Origin of the sequence: Streptomyces toyocaensis, assembly GCF_000725125.1 — a bacterium.
Taxonomy (GTDB): domain Bacteria; phylum Actinomycetota; class Actinomycetes; order Streptomycetales; family Streptomycetaceae; genus Streptomyces; species Streptomyces toyocaensis.
In genome coordinates this window covers 122784-139544 of record NZ_JFCB01000016.1, presented here as the reverse complement: position 1 = coordinate 139544, position 16761 = coordinate 122784, and the positions used below count along the sequence as shown (strand labels likewise).

The window sequence follows — 16761 nt, the reverse complement described above, 5'->3', positions numbered from 1 at the left end:
CCCTAATTACGTGGCGCCGCCCCGGTCGGCGGACCGGCGGTCGGAGCGGTGACGCGGGCGGCGTACTGCCGCCGCTGACCGGGAAGTTCCGCCTCCTGCCTGTCCGCCGTCCGCCCGCGGTGTCCCTGGGCCGCCGCGCACAGCGCCCGCACCGCGGCTGCGAAGCGGTCCTGGGACGGGGGTTCCGCCGGTCCCAGCAGGCGGAGCTTCAACGCGGCGCGGGAATCGGCCAGTTGGTCCTTCTCCGGGTGCCGTACCGACTCCAGCAACGCGGGTACGCCGGTCGCGTCCGGGGTCAGGACCGTGGCCGCCGCCACCGTCGGGAAGGCCGCGCGGAACGCCTCTTCGGTCAGGCCGCTGGTGTTGGTCACCGCGTAGGGCTTGCCGCTGGCCAGGAAGTCGGTGATCACGCTGGACACGTCGCTGATCAGCAGGTCGGAGACGTTGAAGCAGGAGTAGAGCGAGGGGCGGGCGTCGTCGACGACCCGGTGCTCCCCCTCCGCCGGCGAGGCCCAGTACGCCTCCTCCCAGGCGGCCGTCACCCGGGCCACCGCCTCCGCCCGGCCCGGCTCGGGGGCGGAGTGGGCGAGCATCCGCTCGGCCTGGTCGGCGGCCGGCCGGAACCCGTCCGCGGTGAGACGGTTCAACTGTGCGGTGAGACGCGCGAGTTCCGTCGACGGCGCCGGGCGGGAGCGGTTCGCCGCCTCGATCAGGTCCCGGATCCGCCGGTCCACGGCGCCCGCCCGCGGATCCACCGTGCCGGTCAGCGGGTGCGGCTTGTACAGCAGCCGCACCCCCGGGTCCGCGAGCAGTGCCCGCACCAGGTTCTCGCCGGCCGCGATCACCGACGTGTTGCCCGGGTTGCCGTCCCAGCCCTCCCAGGTCGGCGCGTACAGCACGGTCGTGCGCCGCCCCGCCGGCGGCCCCGCGTACGGACGCACGGCGTCCAGTTGCGGGCGGCCGATCTCGACCACGTCCTTGTCCTCGACCCCGACCTCCGCCAGCGCGTACCGCTCGCGCGCCGCCGGGCCGGCCACCCACACCTCGTCGTACGCCTTCGCGTACGGGTTGCACGACGACAGCTTGTCGCTCTCCCCGTGGTTGACGAAGGCGTGCTTGATCGTGGGGATGCGCAGCACCTGCGAGGTCTTGCCGGAGTTGGAGGGGTGGAGGAGCACCTGGAGCGTGGAGTGCTCGAGCCGCATCAGCGTGGGCACCCTCGGCAGACACACGATCGGGATGTCCGTCGCCGCGATCTTCGACACCATGAACCGCTCGCGCAGGATGATGACCGGCCGGGCGTCCAGCCCGGCCAGCGGCTCCAGCCACATGCCGGCCTGGTAGGCGGAGGACACCCCGCCGGAGAAGTACAGCCCGACGGTCGGCCGGTAGTCCGCCAGCCAGGCGTCGAACCAGTCGAGCACCTCCTGTTCGTCCGCCGGGCGCCGCCCGGGCAGCAGCCGCAGCGACAGGGCGACGAGGCCGGCCAGGGCCAGCGCCAGCGACAGCGCGACACCGGCCGCCGCCCAGCGGGTCCCGCCGGTCGCCGCCGTCGCCGCCAGTCCGGCCGTCGCGGGCAGGCCGAACACCAGCAGCCGGTGACCGGGCCTGCGCAGCAGCGCGGGCGGTGCGGGGGAGAGCCGCAGTGCGGAGGCGTCGATGTTCCGGGTCACCACGGGCAGCGTGCGGGTCCGGCGGACCAGCACGGACACCGCCTGGATCGCGCAGTGCAGGGCGTAGAACGCGAGCAGACCGGCCGCGATCGCCGCGTACCGCGTCTCCCGGTCCTGTTCGCCGAGCCGCAGCAGACCCACCACCAGCAGCAGGTCGCGCAGCACATGGCGCACGGTGATGTCCGCGTGTGCCTTGGCGAACACGGTCAGCACGCCCCGCTGCCAGCGGTACAGCCCGCCCTCGACGACCAGGGCGAGGGCGGTCGCCGCGAGCAGCAGCGGCACGTGCGGCGCCAGGGCCGCGACGGCCTGCGCCGCGCAGGCACCGGCCAGGACGGCCGCCACCAGCGCCTTGGCGCAAGCGGTCCGGCCGGGCAGGCGGGGCAGCGGGGAGCGGTGGCGGCGGATTCCCGCCCGGAACCGCCGGCGGGACGTGGGATCGGGCACTGCGGGCACTCCAGGGTCGTCGTGGGGCGTGCGCCCGGGTTAACGCCCGCCGGCCTCCGGACGACACGCGCGTGTCCACAAGCCCCCGGCGCCCGTATCCACCACCGCGGTCCGCCCTCCTCCGGCACGTGGCCCGTGCCCCGTCCCGGGGGCTGGACCGGGGAGCGACCTTCGATCCACTTCGCGTAGATTGCCTGGCGGGTGGAACGACCGACGTGAGGGGACGGGCGGCAAGGTGGCAGGCGCGAGGCAGACCGTGGGCGAGGCACGCCGGATCGTCGTCAAGGTCGGCTCCTCGTCGCTGACCACCGCGGCGGGAGGTCTGGACGCCGACCGGGTGGACGCGCTGGTCGACGTGCTGGCGAAAACCCGGAGCGGGGGAGAGCGGGAGGTCGTTCTCGTCTCGTCCGGCGCCATCGCCGCCGGTCTCGCGCCGCTGGGGCTGCGCCGCCGTCCGAGGGACCTCGCCCGTCAGCAGGCCGCCGCCAGCGTCGGCCAGGGGCTGCTGGTCGCCCGTTACACCGCCTCCTTCGCCCGCTACGGCATCCGGGTCGGCCAGGTGCTGCTGACCAGCGACGACATGAGCCGCCGCGCCCACCACCGCAACGCCTCCCGCACCCTCGACAAACTGCTCGCGATGGGCGCCCTCCCGGTCGTCAACGAGAACGACACGGTCGCCACCGACGAGATCCGCTTCGGCGACAACGACCGGCTCGCCGCTCTCGTCGCCCACCTGGTCCGCGCCGACCTGCTCGTGCTGCTGTCCGACGTGGACGGCGTCTACGACGGCGACCCCGCCCGGCCCGGCACCTCGCGCATAGCGGAGGTCAGGGGCCCCGAGGACCTCGCCCACGTCGAGATCGGCAGCGCCGGCAAGGCGGGCGTCGGCACCGGCGGCATGGTCACCAAGGTCGAGGCGGCCCGGATCGCCGCCGCCGCCGGCATCCCCGTGGTGCTGACCAGCGCGATCCACGCGGCCGACGCCCTGGGCGGTGGCGACACCGGCACCCACTTCCACCCCACGGGCCGCCGCTCCGCCGACCGCCTGCTGTGGCTCCAGCACGCCTCCACCCCGCAGGGCTCGCTCACCCTGGACGACGGTGCGGTGCGCGCGGTCGTCCAGGGCCGCAAGTCGCTGCTGCCGGCCGGGATCGCCGGCGTCGACGGGGAGTTCAGCGCGGGCGACCCGGTGGAGCTGCGGGACCGCGAGGGGCGGGCGGTGGCCCGGGGGCTCGTCAACTTCGACGCGAAGGAGATCCCCCTCCTGATCGGCCGCTCCACCCGTGAGCTCGCCCGGGACCTCGGGCCGGAGTACGAACGCGAGGTCGTACACAGGGACGATCTGGTGGTCCTGCATCCGTAATCTGTCTGAACGTCCGCCCCCGGTGGTGGACGTTCCGCAAAAGTGCCCCGCGATTCCCGGCGGCCTGCTCAACTTTGTCGCAGGGACAAGCCCGCCCGACCCCCGGGCGGTCCGCGTGTGAAGGAGGCCGCCGTGAGACGAGCGCGCCCTGGGACGACGGCGCCTCGTGGTGGTGCCGGCTCCCGTGCGGCCGGCGACGAGCGTGCTCTGACCAGCGTGCCGGCCGGCGACCCGTTCCCGGGCGGCGAGCCCCAGGACCTTCCGCGTCTGTGGCACGTCACCCTCAGCGTCTCCGGTGCGCCGGCCCCGGTCGGGGAGGTCAGGCGGTCCCTGGAGCAACTCGCCCATGACCACCCCTTCCTGCTCACCAGCCGCTACGCCGGCGACCACGCGGAGATCCGCTACTGGGAGGAGGCCCGCGACCTGCACGACGCGGCCGCCGTGGCGCTGCGCCTGTGGGGGGAGCACCGGCAGACCGCGGGCCTGCCGCCCTGGGAGATCGTGGGCCTGGAGGTCATCGACCGCCCGACCTACCACCAGCGCGTCGCCGCCGGGTACGGACCCGTCCTGGCGACCCCCATCGGCGTCCACCCGTTCTGAGACGGCGTGGCCACCCGTTCCGTGACCGCCCGTTCCGTGACCGGGCGGTCACACGCCGCGGAACCGGGCGGCCGCCCCTTTGGAGCCAAACGTCCCCGTCTGTCTCGGGGTGTGGGATGGCTGCCGACCGGAACCGCCGCCCGCACTACCCTTCCCTCATGACCACGCTCTCGCCGTACGACTCGATGTCCCCGGTCAACCAGGCCGCCTACCGGGCAAAGGGGGCCGCCGCCGTGCTCGCGCCGCTGCCGCGCGCGGCCAAGGACGACGCGCTGCTCGCCATCGCCGACGCGCTGGAGGTCCGCGCGAGCGAGATCGTCGAGGCCAACGCCCAGGACGTGGCCAGGGCCCGCGAGGCCGGCACCGGCGAGGGCATGATCGACCGGCTCACCCTCACCCCGGAGCGGGTGCGCGCCATCGCCGCCGACGTGCGGGACGTGGCCGCGCTCCCCGACCCGGTCGGCGAGGTGGTCCGCGGCTCCACGCTGCCCAACGGCATCGACCTGCGCCAGGTCCGTGTGCCGCTCGGCGTGGTCGGGATCATCTACGAGGGCCGGCCGAACGTGACCGTCGACGCCGCCGCGCTCTGCCTGAAGTCGGGCAACGCCGTCCTGCTGCGCGGCTCCTCCTCCGCGTACCGCTCGAACACCGCCCTCGTGCGCGTCCTGCGCGACGCCGTGCACGGTGCCGGGCTGCCGGCCGACGCCGTGCAGCTGGTTCCCGGCGAGAGCCGCGACAGCGTGCGCGAGCTGATGCGCGCACGCGGCCTGGTCGACGTGCTCATCCCGCGCGGCGGCGCCTCGCTGATCAACACGGTCGTCCAGGAGTCCGTCGTGCCGGTCATCGAGACCGGTACCGGCAACTGCCATGTCTACGTCGACGCGGCGGCCGACGTGGACATGGCCGTCGAGATCCTGGTCAACTCCAAGGCCCAGCGGGTCGGCGTGTGCAACGCCGCCGAGACCCTCCTGGTCCACCAGGACATCGCCGCGGAGTTCCTGCCCCGTGCCCTGGACGCGCTCGCCGACGCCGGGGTCACCGTGCACGCCGACGAGCGCGTGATGGCCTACGCCAAGGACTCCCGCGCCACGGTCGTCGAGGCCACCACGGAGGACTGGGAGACCGAATACCTCTCCCACGACATCGCCGCCGCCGTCGTCGACTCCCTCGACCGGGCCGTCGAGCACATCCGGCTGTGGACCTCCGGCCACACCGAGGCCATCGTCACCACCTCGCAGCAGGCCGCCCGCCGCTTCACCCAGTTGGTGGACTCCACCACGGTCGCGGTGAACGCCTCCACCCGGTTCACCGACGGCGGCCAGTTCGGCTTCGGCGCGGAGATCGGCATCTCGACGCAGAAGCTGCACGCCCGGGGACCGATGGGCCTGCCCGAGCTGACCAGCACCAAGTACATCGTCACCGGCGACGGTCACGTACGGCGCTGAAGCCCGCCCGCCGGACGGCGGCGGCGCTGCGCGTCTCGGCGGACGGATGCGGCAGACGGATGAATTTCCATACCGTCTGCCCAAAACGACCCCCCCGGTCTACTCTGGATCCGTGCCGGAGGACGTGGGGGGCACGCCGTTCCCTGACGGCTGGGAGCCCGACGACGACCACGACCGCGGGGTGTCGGACGAAGAGTTCGCCTCCGTGGTCTTCGACGAGGCCTTCGTACGCGCGGCCGAGGTGCACGAGCCGACCGCCGTCGAACGCCTCCTGGCCGCCGCGCAGGCCAGAGCCGAGGCCTCCGAGGCCGAGGCCCGCCGGGCCCGTGCGCGCGGTGAGCGGTACGACGACGGGTACGGCGGGTACCGGGGCACGGACGGGTACGACCGGGACGACGACTCCGACGCCCCGGAGCGCGGTTACGGCTCCCCGGGCGCGTACGGCAAACAGGTGCGCTGGCACCGCCCCGTCGCCTGGATGCTCGCCCTGGTGATGGGCATCGGCATGGTCGCGCTCGCCTTCTCGGCGGTGTACCGGGGCTCCTCCTCCACCCGCCAGGACCCGGTCCCGCCACCGGCCTCCACCGGTGTGGAGCGGGAGAGCGCGGCGGCACCCTCGGCGTCGGCCGACTACTCCCGGCCGACCGTCCCGGTGATCCCGCGCGGCAGCCCCTGAGACCGACCGCCCGTCTGGTGGGGACCTGACACAACTTCCCCTCCGGTGGGGCGTTTACCGGGCCTTCGCCGAACCTACCCTGAAGACATGGGAGGACCTCCGGACCCACCCGAGGGGACGCCCGAGGGAGTTCCCGGCGGCGGTGGAGAGGACGAGTACAGGTCCGTCGTCTTCGACGAGTCCTTCGTCCGCGCTGCCCGCCTCCAGGAGTACTCCGCGCAGGAGCGCATCACCGATCACGCCCCGGCCGTGCGCCGCCGCCCGCACCGGCGCAAGGGCGGCCTGTCCCGGCAGGCGCTGGTCCTCGTCCTGCTGATCGCCGTGGCCTTCGGCACCGCCGTCTACATGGGCATACGCCACCCCTACCGGACCCCCGCCGCCGACCGCCCCGTGGAGCCCCTGCGGATGACCGTCGTCCCGCTCGCCCCGCGGGGCGAGGTCCCCGGCACCGCGGACGCGGCACGGCTGTTCGCGAGCAGTCCGGCGGCGAGTTTCCGCACGGGCGCCGAAGGGGTGCCGCTCCCGGCGTCCCGGCGTACCGCGCACTTCTCCGACGGCCAGGTGGTGGCCGCCCTGCTCACCGCGAAGGACTACGTGGTGCGGTCCTCCCTCGACCCGGCCGTGCTCACCGGCGGCGAGACCCGCCCGGTGCGGGTGCTGCTCGACTCCGGCCAGCTGGAGCAGTTCGACCGGAGCTTCGACCGGCCCACCGCCGACGGCCGGCACGCGCCCACCGGGTGGCTCGTCCGCTTCGACCCCTCCCGGGTGGAACTGGCCGACCCCGGGATCCGGGTGCGCGGCACCCTGCAGGCCGCCGAGACCGACTCCGACACCCTCGCGGTCACCGCCGACCACACCGTCGTCTACGCGCTGCGTCCGGCGGGCGCCGGCCGGGACGCCGAGGCGTCGCTGTTCACGGTCCGCCGTGAACTGCACTTCCGCTTCGACCGCGACGACCTGCGCCTGCACCAGGCGGAACTCGTCGTCGCCGACGTCCGGGCCGGACCCCTGTCCTGCGCCGAGGACGCCACCGCCCGGCTGCGCCCGCTGCTGGCCGGCCGGACCGCCGGGAAGGGCGGGCCCGCCGTGACCGACCCCTATGCCACGGGCGGCACCCCGGCGCTGTGCGGCTCCCTGGCGCCCGGCGCGCAGCCGGACCTGTGAGGGCACCCGGCGGGACGGGCCTCAGGCGCCGTCGCGCGGTGAGCCGCCGCCGTCCGAGTCCGACGGCGGCTCCTGCCGGGGCGCCGACGACGTGAAGCCGCCGAAGCCGCGACGGACCCGGCCGCCCAGGTCGCCGGCGCCGCCCGCGATGTCGTTGACCAGCTTCATCAGCGGGTCCTTGGAGTTCCTCACCTCACCGGCGTAACTGCTCGCCGACTCCCGCCAGGAGTCCCGCACCGAGGCGTCCTTGTCCTCGTCGCGCCGCGGGTAGTGGCCTTCCATGATCCGCTGGTAGTCACGGGAGGCCTCCCACTTCTTCAGCTCGGCGGCCCGCACGGTGGCGAACGGGTGCGAGCGGGGCAGCACGTTGAGGATCTTCAGCACGGAGTCGCGCAGGTCGCCCCCGGCCTCGTACTCCTCGGCCTGTTCGAGGAACGCGTCCACGTTCATCTCGTGCAGGTGGTTGCCGCCCGCGATCTTCATCAGGCCGCGCATCGAGGCCTGCGGATCCTGCCCGACCAGCAGCCCCGCCCGGTCCGCGGACAGCTCCGACTTGCGGAACCACTCGCGCAGCGCCGTCACGATCCCCATGATCGCGAAGTTGCCGAGCGGGATCCACGCGACCCGGACCGCCAGCGACGTCAGGAACAGCAGGATGGTCCGGTACACCGCGTGCCCGGACAGCGCGTGCCCGACCTCGTGCCCGACGACCGCCCGCATCTCCTCCTCGTCGAGCAGCTCCACCAGCCCCGTGGTCACCACGATGATCGGCTCGTCCAGGCCGATGCACATGGCGTTCGGATTCGGGTCCTGGTTGACGTACATCGGCGGGACCTTCTCCAGGTCCAGGATGTAGCAGGCGTCCCGCAGCATGTCGTTGAGGTGGGCGAACTGCCGGTCCGAGACCCGCACCGAGTCGGACAGGAACAGCAGCCGCAGGCTGCGTTCGGGCAGCAGGCCGCTCAGGGCCTTGAAGACCGTGTCGAAGCCGCTCAGCTTGCGCAGCGCCACCAGCGCGGAGCGGTCGGCCGGATGTTCGTACGCACGCGAGGAGATTCCGGGGAAGCGCCTGCGCTGCCTGCCCGGCACGCTCTCGTGCCCGTTGTGCTGGTGGCCGTCGGACATGTTTCCCCCAGGTGCGAATGAGTGATCTCTGCGGGCCGTCGTGCGGGCCCGTTGCTCCCCGCGGCGAAGCCCAGCCTAGGCGCAGACCTCTCGCACGGGCAGAGCGTCCGGCCGTACGGCCCGGGAGGCGCGGGCCCGTCGCGCGGCTCCAGCCGGAAGGACGACCGGGGGACCGGCGGGGTTGCCTGCCGCCCGGGGCCGCGGACGCCGCGGGCCCGCAACGGCGGAGTCGGCGTGATCGCCGCCGAGGCGCCCGCTTACGATGAGCGGACGTCTTTATCCCGCCCACACGCGATAGGTTCTGCCGAAGATGAGCTTCCCCAGCACCGCTGCCCAGTTGGTCACGCTCGCCGCCGAGGGCGGAGAGCACAGCGGCAACCACGAGAGCCTCAGCCCCTACCTCACCGGCGGCGGCGCCCTCTTCGTCCTGCTGCTCCTGCTGTGGATCACCACCCGCTTCAACCGCGACCGCTGACCCGCGTCCCCGGGCCCGGGAGGGCACTGGCGGACGGGGTGCCCGGGCCGGGCCGGTAGGGTCTGCACGCATGGGAGAGCAGGACATGCCTACCGGGCCCGGCAGCGGCCCGGCCGAGCGGACGAGGCGCCGCCTGGGTGTGATGGGCGGCACCTTCGACCCGATCCACCACGGGCACCTGGTGGCGGCCAGCGAGGTCGCCGCGCAGTTCCACCTGGACGAGGTCGTCTTCGTCCCCACCGGGCAGCCCTGGCAGAAGAGCCACCGTGCGGTCTCCGCCGCCGAGGACCGCTACCTGATGACGGTCATCGCGACCGCCGAGAACCCGCAGTTCTCGGTGAGCCGCATCGACATCGACCGCGGCGGCCCCACCTACACCGTGGACACCCTGCGCGACCTGCGCGCGCTCAACCCGGACACGGACCTGTTCTTCATCACCGGCGCCGACGCCCTCGCCCAGATCCTCACCTGGCGCGACAGCGAGGAACTCTTCTCCCTGGCACACTTCATCGGCGTGACCCGGCCCGGCCATCACCTGACCGACGCCGGTCTCCCCGAGGGCGGTGTCTCCCTGGTGGAGGTCCCCGCCCTCTCCATCTCGTCCACGGACTGCCGTGCGAGAGTCGCCAAGGGAGCTCCCGTCTGGTACCTGGTGCCGGACGGAGTCGTGCGCTACATCGACAAGCGCGACCTGTACCGCGGCGAGTGATCCGAGAGGGGTACCGGTGAACGACCGATACGACGCGGAATACGGGGGCGGCGCCCCGTACGAACTCGTCGGCTACGACGAGTACGGCCGGCCCGTCTACCGCCAGGCCACGGAGCAGCAGGCCCCGCAGTCCCAGCAGTACGACCCCTACCAGCAGCAGGGGCAGCAGGGGTACGGCGGCTACGACCCGTACGCCACCGGCGGGCACCAGCAGCCGTCGTACGACCCGTACGCCACCGGAGCCCCGCAGCAGCCCGGAACCCCCTCCTACGGCGGCTACGACCCCTACGGCACCCGGCAGGGGGGCCAGGGCGCCCCGTACGACCCCTACGGGCAGGGCACGCACGCCGCGGGCACCGGGCAGCAGCCCCGGGTCGCCGAGCAGACCGCGCACATTCCGCAGCAGGCCGGCCCGGTCGACGAGGAGCACGACCCCGCCGGGCCCGGCCGGGAGTACCGCACCGAGCAGTTCTCCTTCGTCGAGGAGCCGGACGGCGACTCCGAGGACGTCATCGACTGGCTCAAGTTCACCGAGAACCGCACCGAGCGGCGCGAGGAGGCCCGGCGCCGCGCCCGCAGCCGGATCATCGCGCTCGTCGTGGTCCTCGCCCTGGTCGCGGCCGGTGGCGTCGGCTACCTCTGGTACGCCGGGAAGCTGCCCGGACTGTCCTCCGGGCAGGACACGGGCACGACGACGGCCGCGGGCGCCCAGAAGCGGGACGTGATCGTCGTCCACCTGCACGACACCGAGCGGGGCGGGACCGCCACCGCCCTGCTCGTCGACAACACCACCACCGGTCGGGGCACCACCGTCCTGCTGCCCAACTCCCTCGCCCTCACCGCCGACGACGGTACGACCACCACGCTCGCCAAGTCGGTCGAGGACGACGGCTCCGAGGGCACCAGGTCCGCGCTCGACACCGTCCTCGGCACCGACATCGAGGGCACCTGGCGGCTGGACACCCCGTTCCTGCTCACCCTCGTCGACCTCGTCGGCAACATCGAGGTCGACACCGACGCCGACGTGCCCGACCCCGACGCCAAGAAGAAGGGCGAGGCGCCGCTGGTCAGGAAGGGTAAGGGCCAGACCCTCAGCGGCAAGATGGCCGTCGCCTACGCCACCCACCGCGGACCGGGCGAGGCGCAGAACGCCCAGCTGGAGCGGTTCGGGCAGGTGCTGCAGAGCGTCCTGCGCAAGATGACCTCCGACCCGGACGCCGCCACGACCACCATCCAGACCCTCGGGCAGATCATCGAGCCTCCGCTCACCGACAAGGACCTCGGCGCCTTCCTCGCCCGGCTCTCCGACCTCGCCAAGGGCGGCGACCACCGGACCGCGCTGCTGCCCGTGCAGCAGGACGGCACGCTCACCGCCGAGGCGAGCGACAGCGTGGTCAAGGACGTCCTCGGCGGCACCGTGAAGAGCCCCGACCCGGACGCCGCCGTCAGCGTCTCCGTGCGCAACGCCACCGGGGTGGAGGACCGCGCCGAGAAGGCCCGCGTGGTGCTCCTCAACGGCGGCTTCACCTTCCGGGGGGCCGGCACCGCCGCCGCACCGCAGGCGGCCTCCAAGGTGGTCTACGCGAACGCCGCCGACAAGGAGAACGCCGCCGAGGTCGCCAAGACCCTGGGGCTGGACGCGGACTCCGTCACCAAGGGCGGGACCTCCGGGAACGCCCGCGTCTCGGTCGTCCTCGGCCAGGACTACGACCCCGGTTCCTAGGGCCGGCGGACCCGCTCCGGGCACACCCTCCGTAATGACGTGGGGGGTGCCCGGCGGTCGTGAGACCCTTGAGGGCAAGTGACCGCCGACCGAAAGCCATGTAGTGACCGCAACCGACCGTTCCATCGAGCTCGTCCACATCGCCGCGCAGGCGGCCGCCGACAAGCTCGCGCACGACATCGTCGCCTACGACGTCAGTGACGTGCTGTCCATCACCGACGCCTTCCTGCTGGCCTCCGCGCCCAACGACCGACAGGTCAAGTCGATCGTCGACGAGATCGAGGAGCGGCTCAGCAAGGAGCTCGGTGCCAAGCCGGTGCGCCGCGAGGGCGACCGCGAGGCCCGCTGGGTGCTGCTCGACTACGTCGACATCGTCGTCCACGTCCAGCACAGCGAGGAGCGCGTCTTCTACGCCCTGGAGCGGCTGTGGAAGGACTGCCCCGAGCTGGAGCTGCCCGAGGACGCCAGGGCCACCCGCGGCAAGGCCGCCGAACACGCGAAGCTGCAGCAGGCCGAGGAGGCGGCGCAGCCGGGCGGTGAGTGGCGGTGAGCGCCACCGGTGAGGTGCGCGGCTCCGGGCGCCGGGGCCGCCGCGTCATCCTGTGGCGCCACGGCCAGACCTCCTGGAACGTGGAACGCCGCTTCCAGGGCTCCACGGACGTCGAACTCACCGAGACCGGCGTGGCCCAGGCCCGCCGGTCCGCCCGGCTCCTCGCGGGCCTCAGGCCCGACGCGATCATCGCCTCCGACCTGAAGCGGGCCGCGGCCACCGCCGCGGAACTCGCCGCGCTCACCGGCCTGGACGTCATGCTCGACGAGTCCCTGCGGGAGACCTACGCCGGTGTCTGGCAGGGCCTGACGCACGACGAGATCATCGCCAGGTACGGCGACGAGTACACCGCGTGGAAGCGCGGTGAGCCGGTCCGCCGGGGCGGCGGTGAGCTGGAGACCGAGGTCGCCGACCGCGCCGCTCCCGTGGTGCTGCGGCACGCCGAGAAGCTCCCGGAGGACGGCACGCTCGTCGTGGTCAGCCACGGCGGCACCATCCGCACCACCATCGGCCGGCTGCTGGGTCTCGACCCGCACCACTGGGAGAGCCTGGGAGGCCTCACCAACTGCTGCTGGTCCGTCCTCGGCGAGGGCGCCCGGGGCTGGCGCCTGCTGGAGCACAACGCCGGCACCCTGCCGGAACCCGTGCTCGGCGACGACGACTGAGGGCCGTGCGGTCCGGCCCCGGGCGCCCCGGGACCCGGATTTCACTTTCTGGCAGGTCGCAGGCTAAAGTTCTTCTTGTTCGCCCCGCCGAGCGGGGCGAAGCACCAGGTGGCCACACCGTGGCATCCGGGGCTATAGCTCAGTTGGTAGAGCGCCTGCATGGCATGCAGGAGGTCAGGAGTTCAATTCTCCTTAGCTCCACAGGACGAAGGTCCCGTCTCCCTCCGGGGAGGCGGGATTTTTCGTTGTCCGCGTTGAGTGGGAGGGGCCCGCGCGGCGTATACCTCCGCGAGGCGTCGAGCCGTGTCCCGACCGGTACCCCGGCGTCGCTGACCGTATTGGCCCGGTCGTGGCAGAATCAAACGACCGGAAGGGGGCGCGGCCCGACGGGAGGGAGTTGTGATGCCTGCGAGCATCCTCGAGGAGGTCGGTCACCTCCTCGGAGCGGTGTCGACCCGACGGACCTCGACCCGGCTCAGCTGCCCTTCCTGCGGTTCCGCGCACGTCGCCCAGGTACTCGGTGACAACGGCGGGATCTCCTACGTGTGCACGGCCTGCGGCCACAGCTGGAGCTGATCCATGGGTGCACACAGGCGGAAATGCGACTGGTGCGGCAGCGGGACGCCGATCGTCCGGGACATGGAGCCGATCAACCCCGACTACCAGTACTGGTGCGAGGAGTGCGCGCGGGCGCTGATCATAAAAGGCGACCCCATCGAAACGTACCGGGAACTCGAGGGCGAGCCGATCTACGGCCGGCTCCTCGAGGAGCACTGCACGCTCAAGCGGTTCTATTCGTTCGTGACCGCGTGACCGCGTGACCGCGTGACTCGACAGCGGTCATGTCGGACATGGCGGCACCGGGCCGAAACCGATTTGGTGTTGGGCCGGGTGGACCGTGTAAAGTTGGCGTCGCCGCCGGGGAAACCGGGCGGAGCAGGACCAGGGGCTATAGCTCAGTTGGTAGAGCGCCTGCATGGCATGCAGGAGGTCAGGAGTTCAATTCTCCTTAGCTCCACAGAAGTCGAGGGCGGACCATCCGAACGGATGGTCCGCCCTCGCCGCTTGTCCCGCACCCTTCGCCGGGGTGCCCGGGGCGGCCCGAAGGCTGGCCCGGGCGGGTTCTCAGCGGCCCAGAGCGCGCCGGCCGCGGCCCTGGGAGAGCACCGGCAGATTCCTGGAGGGCGCCTTGGCCTGGGGGGCCTCGTCCTCGATGCGCAGGGCCAGCGCCGGACAGCGGCGCACCGCGCGCAGCGCCTTGGCCTCCGCGAAGCGCGGCACCTGGGCCTGAGCCACCGTCGGGAAGCCGTCCGCGCCGAGCTGGAAGACCTCCGGGAGGATGTCCGCGCACAGGCCGTGGCCGCGGCACAGCGTCCAGTCGACGTAGATCTTCTGACGGCTGGGGCCGTTCTCCTCCCCGCCGCCGCCCGGGATGCCCGTGGGGGCCCTGCCCCCCTCGAAGAGCGGCAGGACACCTGCCACGGGCCGTCCGCAGCCGTTGCCGAGGACATGGGCGGCCAGGTCGTCGGTGAACGCCTTGAGCGTCGACTCCAGGAACATCGCGGAGCCGTCCGGGTGCGAACACGCCCCGCGCCGCTTGACGTTCCTGGCGACCTGCTTGACGGCCTCCAGTGCGGCGGGTCCGCCGCCGCCCAGGATGTCCTCCAGGCCGCGCGCGGCGGCCGGCAGCCCGAGGTAGCAGGGGCCGCACTGGCCGGCGCTCTCCTCCGCCAGCCACTGGGCGACCCGCAGCGACTCGCCCAGCGGGCAGGTGTCCTGACTGATCGGCAGGATCGCGCCCGCGCCCAGCGAACCGCCCACCGCGTCCAGGGAGTTGCGGGAGACGATCGCCTCGTTGACGGTCGCCGCGTCGATCCACTTGCCGTGGTAGCCGCCCGTCAGCACCCCCTGCGGCATCGGCGGGGCACCGGCGAGCTGGAGGACGTAGCGCAGCGGCACACCCGTCGGCACCTCGATCACCATGGGGCGGGCCACCGCCCCGGACACCGTGAGCATCACGGTGCCCGGCTCGTCGTACAGGCCGGTGTTGCCGTAGCGCTCCGGGCCGATGCGGGCGGCGATGGCGAGCTGGGCGAAGGTCTCGGCGTTGGACAGCAGCGTGGGCGCGCCGCCGACGCCGCTCCGCGAGGCGCTGACCTTGCGGCCCGGCGGGATGGCCGGGCCGCCGTCGATGGAGCGGATCAGGGAGGCCGCGGCACCGGTGACCATGCGGACCGGGTTGCGCTGCACGCGGGCGCGCAGCGCGGAACGGCGGCCGTTGCTCAGTCCGCGTTCGGCGAGCGCGGCCTCCATGGAGCGCTGGGTGGACTCCCGGGTGACCCCCACCACGAGCGTGCGGGCACCCATGGCCTCGGCGCACAGCAGCGCGCCGTCCAGGATGAGGTGCGGGGCGCGGTTGATCAGCACCGTGTCCTTGCGGCAGGCCGGCTCGTCCTCGCTGCCGTTGACGACGACGACCGGCCGGACGCCGCGCTTGATGGCCGATTCGGCGACCGAGCGCAGCTTCTTGTGGAAGGGGAAGCCCGCGCCGCCGCGGCCCCTGAGGTTGATGCGTTCGGCGAGCTGCGCGAGCTGCTCACCGCCCAGCGGCTCGAGCGGCCCGTGCACCTTGAGGTGCATGGGCAGATCGAGCCGGTCGACAAGGTCGAAGCCCGACGTGAGCTGGGGAAGTCCGACCACGCGGACTTCGGGTACGTCGGGCAGAGCCTCGTTCACTTGTAGCCTCCGGACGGCGTGTTCCAAGGTTCGCCCGAACCCGGTGCGTCGAAGTCGTAGGAGGACGACGGCGACGCACCGGAGGGTGTTTCAGTGGCGGGACCGCTGTTGTACGTGTCACCCGGGTTGTACGTGCCGTAGAGGGTGTTCGTCTCACCGGTGTCGTACACATCACTCGAGCCGTAGCCGGAGCCGACCGCATTGTCATGGACCGGGATGGTGTATCCCGTGTCGTTGAGCGGGTCGTAGGCCGACGGCGGGGCCTCGCCGACCGGGGGCGGGGACGGGATCGGCCAGTTGCCCGAGGTGCTGGAGGGGCCGTCCACGCGCGGGATCGCCTCCGTGGGCTGCATGTCCAGCGGCAGCTCCATGCGGGCGGTCGCGTCGGTGACGGGCGGCGGGAAGGCCGGTGGCCGGCCGGGCGCCGACACCGCGCGGTAGGCGGCCGCGAAGCCGTTCGCCGGTTCCGGGGCGGGGGCCCGCTCGGCGCTCTCGTACAGCGGGCGTTCGTCGCGCCGGCCTCCGTGGCCCCGCGCGGAGCCGCGTCCGCCGCCGTATCCGGGAAGGGCGGACTCCGCCGCCCGGGACCTGCTCTCCTCCAGCCGCTCCTCGCGGTCCCGCTGCTGGTCGGTGCCGAGCAGCGCGGTGATCCGGTCGGCGATCGCGCGCTTGACCCGGGGCGGGGAGGCCCGCACCACGAGGGCCGCCATGACGCCGAGCAGGGACAGCCCGTAGAGGACCAGGAAGACGGGCTTCGCCGCTCGACCCGCGTAGAGCCCGTGCACGAGCGCGGCGCACCAGGCCGGATAGGCCAGCATGTGCATCGCCCGCCAGCGGGCCGCGACCGGGGCCGGGGAGGCGAAGCGGTTGCGCAGGATCCCGGTGACGCCCACGAAGATCATCAGCAGGCCGGCCAGGGTGCCGAGTCCGATCAGGAACGACCGGCCGGCGACGGCCTCGTCGTCGGTGAGGGCCAGTCCGAAGGGGATCACCGCGGCGATCCAGGTGGTGTGGTCGAGGGCCAGCTTGATGCCTATGTGGACCAGCAGGAAGGCGATCGAGGCGACCGCGGTGGCGCGGTGCACCGCCTGCGCCAGGATCCGCTGGCGGGGACCGAGCAGGATCCGGTCCTGGGCGACGAGCCCCCAGATCACCGAACAGCTCAGGCAGACCAGTGACAGGACGCCCACACCGAAGTTGAGGAACTCGGCGAACCAGTCGTCCGCCGTGCTGTCGTCCGGCCTCACGACCGACCTCCCGACGTCACGACGCGGAGCGGGCACACCGGAGCCGCAGCCGACCTGCCCCGAGCGGGGGGTGGGCTGCTGTCTGGACGAGAGTTCATGGGGGCAACTCCGAACGGTTCGGTAAAGCGGTCCCGCCGCCGAACTCTAAGCCCCGTCATACCGA

At 72.9% G+C, this 16761-nt stretch carries 16 protein-coding genes and 2 tRNA genes; 14 read left to right on the top strand and 4 right to left on the bottom strand.

Going from position 1 to position 16761, the window contains the following annotated elements; genetic code table 11:
• Positions 1-2: 2 nt before the first annotated feature.
• Entirely contained in the window at positions 3-2120 is a 2118-nt protein-coding gene (locus tag BU52_RS18760; protein WP_078903317.1) for a hypothetical protein, read from the bottom strand.
• A 235-nt stretch (positions 2121-2355) separates the two neighbouring features.
• Between BU52_RS18760 and proB the strand changes: the two genes are divergently transcribed.
• The 5 genes from proB to BU52_RS18735 all read left to right on the top strand — a co-directional run bounded on the left by proB (position 2356) and on the right by BU52_RS18735 (position 7368).
• A complete protein-coding gene (proB, locus tag BU52_RS18755) occupies positions 2356-3483 on the top strand; it encodes a glutamate 5-kinase (protein ID WP_078903316.1) in 1128 nt (375 codons plus the stop codon).
• A 132-nt stretch (positions 3484-3615) separates the two neighbouring features.
• Positions 3616-4083: a hypothetical protein gene (locus BU52_RS18750; protein ID WP_037935840.1), complete on the top strand. Its 468-nt coding sequence runs from the start codon at positions 3616-3618 to the stop codon at positions 4081-4083.
• 158 nt (positions 4084-4241) lie between these two features.
• Positions 4242-5528 carry a glutamate-5-semialdehyde dehydrogenase gene (locus BU52_RS18745; protein ID WP_037935788.1) on the top strand — a complete coding sequence of 429 codons (1287 nt, stop codon included), beginning with the start codon at positions 4242-4244 and terminating at the stop codon, positions 5526-5528.
• A gap of 112 nt (positions 5529-5640) precedes the next feature.
• Positions 5641-6204, top strand: a complete 564-nt coding sequence (locus tag BU52_RS18740; protein WP_456154826.1) for an SCO2584 family spore wall biosynthesis protein — start codon at positions 5641-5643, stop codon at positions 6202-6204.
• Positions 6205-6291: 87 nt separating this feature from the next.
• Entirely contained in the window at positions 6292-7368 is a 1077-nt protein-coding gene (locus tag BU52_RS18735; protein WP_037935787.1) for an SCO2583 family membrane protein, read from the top strand.
• Positions 7369-7389: 21 nt separating this feature from the next.
• Here BU52_RS18735 and BU52_RS18730 read toward each other — a convergent pair whose 3' ends face one another.
• Positions 7390-8493, bottom strand: a complete 1104-nt coding sequence (locus BU52_RS18730; RefSeq protein WP_037935785.1) for a M48 family metallopeptidase — start codon at positions 8491-8493, stop codon at positions 7390-7392.
• A gap of 310 nt (positions 8494-8803) precedes the next feature.
• On the opposite strand from BU52_RS18730, the gene BU52_RS35700 reads away from it, so the two are divergent.
• The 9 genes from BU52_RS35700 (at position 8804) to BU52_RS18690 (ending at position 13633) form a co-directional block, all read left to right on the top strand.
• The gene (locus BU52_RS35700; protein ID WP_037935784.1) at positions 8804-8968 is read left to right on the top strand and encodes a hypothetical protein; all 165 of its coding nucleotides are present in this window, start codon (positions 8804-8806) and stop codon (positions 8966-8968) included.
• Positions 8969-9038: 70 nt separating this feature from the next.
• On the top strand, positions 9039-9677 hold the full coding sequence (nadD, locus tag BU52_RS18720) for a nicotinate-nucleotide adenylyltransferase (RefSeq protein ID WP_037935783.1): 639 nt from the start codon (positions 9039-9041) through the stop codon (positions 9675-9677).
• Between the two features lie 16 nt (positions 9678-9693).
• Positions 9694-11400 (top strand): LCP family protein, encoded by a 1707-nt coding sequence (locus BU52_RS18715; RefSeq protein ID WP_037935781.1) that lies wholly within the window; start codon positions 9694-9696, stop codon positions 11398-11400.
• Between the two features lie 103 nt (positions 11401-11503).
• The gene (gene rsfS, locus BU52_RS18710) at positions 11504-11950 is read left to right on the top strand and encodes a ribosome silencing factor (RefSeq protein WP_037935780.1); all 447 of its coding nucleotides are present in this window, start codon (positions 11504-11506) and stop codon (positions 11948-11950) included.
• On the top strand, positions 11941-12615 hold the full coding sequence (locus tag BU52_RS18705; protein WP_200881215.1) for a histidine phosphatase family protein: 675 nt from the start codon (positions 11941-11943) through the stop codon (positions 12613-12615). Before rsfS ends, BU52_RS18705 begins: the two co-directional genes overlap by 10 nt.
• A gap of 128 nt (positions 12616-12743) precedes the next feature.
• Positions 12744-12816 (top strand) — tRNA-Ala (locus BU52_RS18700).
• A 201-nt stretch (positions 12817-13017) separates the two neighbouring features.
• Positions 13018-13191: a hypothetical protein gene (locus BU52_RS34870; protein ID WP_107061204.1), complete on the top strand. Its 174-nt coding sequence runs from the start codon at positions 13018-13020 to the stop codon at positions 13189-13191.
• 3 nt (positions 13192-13194) lie between these two features.
• Positions 13195-13428 carry a hypothetical protein gene (locus BU52_RS18695; RefSeq protein WP_006136074.1) on the top strand — a complete coding sequence of 78 codons (234 nt, stop codon included), beginning with the start codon at positions 13195-13197 and terminating at the stop codon, positions 13426-13428.
• A gap of 132 nt (positions 13429-13560) precedes the next feature.
• Positions 13561-13633 (top strand) — tRNA-Ala (locus BU52_RS18690).
• A 107-nt stretch (positions 13634-13740) separates the two neighbouring features.
• Here the strand turns inward: BU52_RS18690 and BU52_RS18685 are convergent.
• A complete protein-coding gene (locus BU52_RS18685) occupies positions 13741-15351 on the bottom strand; it encodes an NADH-quinone oxidoreductase subunit NuoF family protein (protein WP_037935778.1) in 1611 nt (536 codons plus the stop codon).
• Positions 15348-16598 carry a ferric reductase-like transmembrane domain-containing protein gene (locus BU52_RS18680; RefSeq protein ID WP_037935776.1) on the bottom strand — a complete coding sequence of 417 codons (1251 nt, stop codon included), beginning with the start codon at positions 16596-16598 and terminating at the stop codon, positions 15348-15350. The genes BU52_RS18685 and BU52_RS18680 overlap by 4 nt, the downstream gene beginning before the upstream one ends.
• Between the last annotated feature and the right edge of the window lie 163 nt (positions 16599-16761).

Bases quoted from the DNA above. Each gene is read 5' to 3' on its own strand.
- nadD (WP_037935783.1), top strand. From the start codon at position 9,039: ATGGGAGAGCAGGACATGCCTACCGGGCCCGGCAGCGGCCCGGCCGAG.
- BU52_RS18735 (WP_037935787.1), top strand. From the start codon at position 6,292: ATGGGAGGACCTCCGGACCCACCCGAGGGGACGCCCGAGGGAGTTCCC.
- BU52_RS18745 (WP_037935788.1), top strand. From the start codon at position 4,242: ATGACCACGCTCTCGCCGTACGACTCGATGTCCCCGGTCAACCAGGCC.
- BU52_RS34870 (WP_107061204.1), top strand. From the start codon at position 13,018: ATGCCTGCGAGCATCCTCGAGGAGGTCGGTCACCTCCTCGGAGCGGTG.
- BU52_RS18730 (WP_037935785.1), bottom strand. From the start codon at position 8,493: ATGTCCGACGGCCACCAGCACAACGGGCACGAGAGCGTGCCGGGCAGG.
- BU52_RS35700 (WP_037935784.1), top strand. From the start codon at position 8,804: ATGAGCTTCCCCAGCACCGCTGCCCAGTTGGTCACGCTCGCCGCCGAG.
- BU52_RS18695 (WP_006136074.1), top strand. From the start codon at position 13,195: ATGGGTGCACACAGGCGGAAATGCGACTGGTGCGGCAGCGGGACGCCG.